Source organism: Wandonia sp., assembly GCF_984588085.1.
Genome location: NZ_CFIGVI010000075.1, coordinates 1 through 5,716, shown reverse-complemented (window position 1 = coordinate 5,716; position 5,716 = coordinate 1). Strand labels below are relative to the sequence as shown.

3 protein-coding genes are annotated in these 5,716 nt (G+C 39.7%); 1 reads left to right on the top strand and 2 read right to left on the bottom strand.

What is annotated here, in order from left to right; genetic code table 11:
* Positions 1–214 precede the first annotated feature (214 nt).
* Entirely contained in the window at positions 215–4,309 is a 4,095-nt protein-coding gene (locus AC4PL9_RS14885) for a T9SS type A sorting domain-containing protein (RefSeq protein WP_491605544.1), read from the bottom strand.
* 544 nt (positions 4,310–4,853) lie between these two features.
* Here AC4PL9_RS14885 and AC4PL9_RS14880 point away from each other — a divergent pair.
* Positions 4,854–5,129, top strand: coding sequence for a hypothetical protein (locus tag AC4PL9_RS14880; protein WP_491605543.1), 276 nt, complete (start codon positions 4,854–4,856; stop codon positions 5,127–5,129).
* An 18-nt stretch (positions 5,130–5,147) separates the two neighbouring features.
* Here the strand turns inward: AC4PL9_RS14880 and AC4PL9_RS14875 are convergent.
* Positions 5,148–5,716: hypothetical protein (locus tag AC4PL9_RS14875; RefSeq protein WP_491605542.1), on the bottom strand; the 569-nt coding region annotated here is incomplete at its 5' end.

Sequence of the window (5,716 nt, the reverse complement as noted above, 5' to 3'; positions counted from 1 at the left end):
GATTTGATGAAAATACAACACCTATAAGAATAGAACCTATTGAAAACAATCGGAGTAGAAAACAGTATCAAGAATGCGCAATAAAAACCAATTCATCGAGGGCAGTATAGGGTGGTTAAAGAGGCTTCATTTGAACGTATAAAGAACAATGAAAGGAAAAAATCCTCTGAAATTAATTCCAGAGGATTTTTTTGAGTTTTAAAGATAATCAGTACTACAACAATTCCAGTTTTTGTGTTTCCAGAACCTGACCGTCAAGTTTGATCTTAACTAGATAATATCCTTTGTTAAGAAAACTAAGATCAATTTGCGTATGACGGACATCCCGCGCTAAAAATTCAGCCACTATTTGACCTTTCAGATTAATAACCTGAATTTCCATTGTACCTTTACCTTTGTCCGGATAATCGAAATAAACTACACCACTTGTAGGATTCGGATAAATGGATACATTAAAACTACGTTTCAGATCGATTTCTTTTCGCTGTTGATGCTGGTTTTCGGCTGGAACATCATCAGCAGTTAAGAAAGCCGGAACTTCACCGCTATCCGATAAGGCATCTAGAATACATTGTACGGAAGCACTAAGGATTTCGTCACTTGTATTTGAGGTCAGTTCGTCTAATTCACCAAACAGATCAGGGTTTTCCGTAAGTGTTTCCGAAATTGTTTTGTTGTTAGTAATAGCAGCTTTTAAGTTTTCCAGTTTAACGTACTCCGGGTTCGAATTCAATGCCAGTATTGCTTGTTTTTGTTTCCGGATGTTATCTTGATCTCCCAAGTAGGTGTATATGGCTAATAATAGGTTTGCCTGACTAGAATTATCACTTTGTCCCAGTGATTTAGCCAATTCCTGAAGTTCTGCAGGAGTGTAGTTCCCAAGTAAAACTCCGTTTATAAGATCTGCATACCCCATTTCTATTTGATGCTCCAAGTAATTGACATCAGAAAATAGTTGCACTCTCCGCGATTGTTTATTTTGCGCTTCTGCAATCTGATTAGCAATACCATTTGGCATGGTATGGTTTGTAAGTACGTTTTTTACAGCATCCGATAACCCGGAGTTAATCAGCATCACTTGAAGTAAATCAGAGCTAGGAGGGTTGCTGTTCACATACTTAATCAGAACTTCATCTGAAAGATAAGGTGACTTACTTAGTAAGATGTCTCGAATTTGGTCGGATGTTCCTTGATCAATCAGCGCTAACAGATTATCTGTCTGGCCTCCATCAATTTGCGCCAGTAATTCGTGTTGTTGTACTTCCATTTCTGAAATAGAAAATGAACCGACAATAATGGGACCACCACTGTTTCTGATTTTTGACGGACATGTATTCGCATCCTCTGTTATTGATACCCCACCCCAAAGCGCTTCGTTGATGTCTACAACATTACCATATAAGTTATTTGAAAATGTATACGAATCCGGCTCATGTCTTGGAACATCGATGTAAGCATAGGAAAGATGCTGCGAATTATTTGAGACAAAGATGTCATGCTGGTCAGCAATGGGCTCTCCTGTTAACGAAAATTTATTGTTGGCGACCTTCTTTTTAGCGTCCAAATAGGTAGTTCCGCCAGAGGCAACTCCTTGATGGTAATTCATCCGACCATTCATTAATGTCAGGTCGTGACTATATATATCATGTTGAAAATCATTACATAACCACTGAAGACCGTGAATCACACCATTGTCTGGATCCGGAACATAGGTTCCATTGATTCCCTCTGTTTGACCTCCGATTTTTAAATTGTGAAAGTAGTTTTTGTAAATCTCATTGGCACTTTCACCGGAACCATTCACCACAATTCCATAGGATTGCCCATTACCGTTTGCTACAGTTGGATTGTCATACTCATATAATTCGTTTTCCTGAACTTTGTATCCGGATGAACCATACAATGAAATACCAGAGGTTTGGTAGGTTGCCTCTCTTACTTCAAAGGTATTTTTCTGAATGCTCTCATTTTTTGTATTGGAAACATAGATACCATAGCGATTATTCTGGAAGAGACTTTCAATACACGTAAACGTCCTGGTATTTATGTTATTCCAGGTACGAATTCCAAAGTTTAAGTTTTGGAATGTGTTTGGAACCGTATAGTTACAGGGTTGACCAACATAGATTGAGCTACAGAACGGAGTTACGTAGAATTGTGATTCACGGGCATAGATACCATATCCCCCAAGAGCATAGGATCCTGTTGTTATATCATTTTTGAAATTACATCCGTTGAATGTAATGCCATATACCGTTTCCAGTTTTGCGTGATCCTGTACACTCGTATTAATATTATCATTCCAAATAAAATCAGAGGTTCTAAAGTAGGATAAATTGTTTACCGTTGATTCATATGGTCGAAACCAAACACCTCTCTGATTATTCAGAAGTTCAGAGTTTGTAACCTGTACAATTCCACCATTCCGATTATTGTCAAAACTAAAGGACTGATAGATTTCGTCCATTGCACACCCTGATTGACTGGTCGTTACTTTACGTTTGGAAACCAAAACACCAATGGAGGCATTTTCTATTTTAGAATTGTTCATGATCAAACGCCCCTGGTTTGAACTTGTAATGCTTCCTTGCGACAAAAGTTGGTTCCCCCACACTTCTACTCCCAGCCATTTTAGGGAATTACTGCATCTGTCATCGGATGTTAACGTCGTATTGTTTAGGATCAACTTTCCTCCTTGTTGAGAACTAGTAGCACCATTTTCAATAACAAGGTGTGCACCCGGTGCAAACTTCAATGTCATTCCCGAAATCGTAATAGTTACTCCTGCCGGAATTCGCAGCTCCTTTTCGATGGTCGCAACCAAAGAACCATTGTTTAACGGGTTGCTAACAGACCAGGTTGCATTGGTTGTAGCAGTATATATCCCGACATTAAAACCTTTTGAATCCAGACAGCATTGAACCGAGGTATTAAAATGAGCATCGTAGTCCATCCCGTCAATTTGATCCGGTAACATATACATTTTCAGTAAACTGGTCAATGGGTTTTGTCCTTCATAAGTAGGTGTACGCGAAAATGTTGAGATGTGCGTAATTGCCGAGGCTGGGTTTGACATATCAGCCAGGCGATACAGACCATTTTGATTCGCCAGATATAAATCATTGTTGAAACCTCTTTCAATCATGGAGAAGGCAAAATCAGATTGGTTTAAGCCAACAGGAAGGGATATTGGATTCAGACCGGAGGTCGGGTTAGAGTAATCATAGTACTCAAATGCATTCGGATCAAGCGCACTTACAGTATGGGTAACGTATAAGTACCGTCCATCTTCCGAAAATTCGACTCCCCGGTACCGGGCAGATTGGTTCACCCCTCCTGGGTTATATTTAAGTGTATTGAATATTTTTTCTGTACCTGGAACAACTAACCCGGAGCTGTTGAGCTCAGCAGTATACAATCGTTGTTCGACATGTTGGCCACCAATGCTATAGGGTCCGTTTTTGTAAGGTACCGCAATGCGATAGTTCCCATTGCTTAATTCTGCAATGTCCATCTCACCCCGTACATCGGCCGGATTAAATGCGGAGCCCGGAAACGCAAACAGATTAGTGAAATTGAAGCCTGTAGCGTCTACTGTGAATGTGAAGACGCCGTCTCCATTTGAAATAAAGACTTTATAGGAACCATCCGTCCGCTTTTTGGAGGATGCCAAAAATACGCCTGAACGTTTTCCTGGTCCCGGATCAGGTGGAATAAATGTCCCTCCGGAAATATCGTCTATTCCTATATAGAATAAGGGTTGAGGAGGGTTTCCCGAAAGATACTGCATGGGGACTAAAGCCCCCTTTAAGTCACAGTTATAATCGAGGTAAATGTCATTTGGCAAGGACATGTCTAGTGAAAATAGGTAGGGTAGTTTTTCGTAAATACTACTATTGACAGTAGTGGATACAATATAATACCTGTTACAATTTGCAGGGTCAGGAACGACCAGAATCTCGGAGGCACCTGTAGCATAACCAGTTGCAGCTTCCAATGTTGTAATGGCATACCCATGTTTGTCATAAACGAAAGCATCAATGATAAAAAATTCAATCTCTCCACTTTGGTTTCTGATCACATTCGAAGCGTATTGAGCTGTTTCTCCCTGATAGTATAAACTTGGATAGGCGAACGTTATTGGCGTTCCGTCCGGAAGCTCAGTGGGCTGAGGGAGTCCGCTTACTGATGAAGCGTTTAGGTTGTAATACCCCGGAGAGAGACTCCAGTAAGGGTTTTGTGCCATAGCACCGTGCATGCCTGCGACAAAGATGCCGGAGAAGCATAAATGTAAAAGTAGTTTTTTCATAAAAACGGTTTTTAATGTAAATAATTGTTACCTGAATATGTCAAAATCATTGACCAATCGATTGGTTGCAGGTGTAAATGGTATCGATAGTTCAATTGATGGTACATAGCTGCAGGTGATACAAGTTATCAATTATTTTTTAATTACCTGAAGAACAATAGTGTATATTTTACATTACGTTGAAAATCTTATGACTGACTCGTCTCTGATACTGGCTAATCAATTGAATGTTGTTGCCCCAAAAGAGATAGAAACTAAAGACAATTCAGGAGTTGCTTCCATTCGAAGAGTTCCGTAAACATCGTAGGTTGGAATAAATACTTTTACCTGATCAATGAAAGGCTCTTTTCAGTACGTATCAAATTAATCTTACTCCGAGTCGAAATACCCATCTGGAGATTTGATTCGATGTTAACCAAGTTCTAAATACAGTCGTTCATGATTCGGGAAATACTAAAACGTGAGATTTTTACTCTTGGATTTACAACACACAACAGGAATCAACAACCCTAAACTTGAGTAAAATGTCAATTTATGTACCCATTTGAAAGCTCCCGAACCCTTTTTACCGAAAACAGAAGTCCCCTATTCGCAAAAAGAGAAAATCATTTCAGACATTCACGAAAACCTGAATCAGATTCAGCAAATAGTAAACACTTATTCTGAGGAAGAACTGGACACACTGACATTACCTCATCTGCTACTTGAATTAGTAACGATCCGGGAAATGTTTTACCTGATATCCTATCCCCTTTACATCATCAAAAACAAATTGAACAACTCCTTAACCCGTATTCAAATGACAGCAGTGAATAATTGATGGATCAACAGATACGGATCATTCGCTGACTTTCTTCAGGATTGCCCGCTGGTAAGCGTTTACCGGATGATTTCCCACAATGGGAGAGGTTTCACTTCCTAGTCCTGTTTCGGACTCCGGCTCCAGGTTTGTTACAATTATCTCAAAGTTCATTTCGCTGTCTTCCAGCCAATATGAGGCAACGAGCAATGTATTCTCCAGCGAAAAAGAACTGGTTAAGCGATTGCCAATATATGACTGGGATAATTGAATGCCGTTTTTCTCGTCAATGATCCACTTATTCGGATCGTCTGTGGCCTGTAATTCATAAGCTCTCAGATCCGGTTTATCAGCCGTGATATACACAATAGTCCAACTCCAAACGGAATCGGTAACGGGTTCAACTTTCAGTTCCATTTGAAGGTTCATTACCGGATCAACGGATTTGGAATTGTAGATATTCATTTCTCCTTTCCATTCACCTTCCCAACTTTGAGGAAACTCCTGAGTATATCCCTGGTGCACACTATAAAGAAAAATGATCATCACTATTAACCACTTACTCCTAAAACGCTGTACACTCATCTTACATGTATTATAAGTCATAT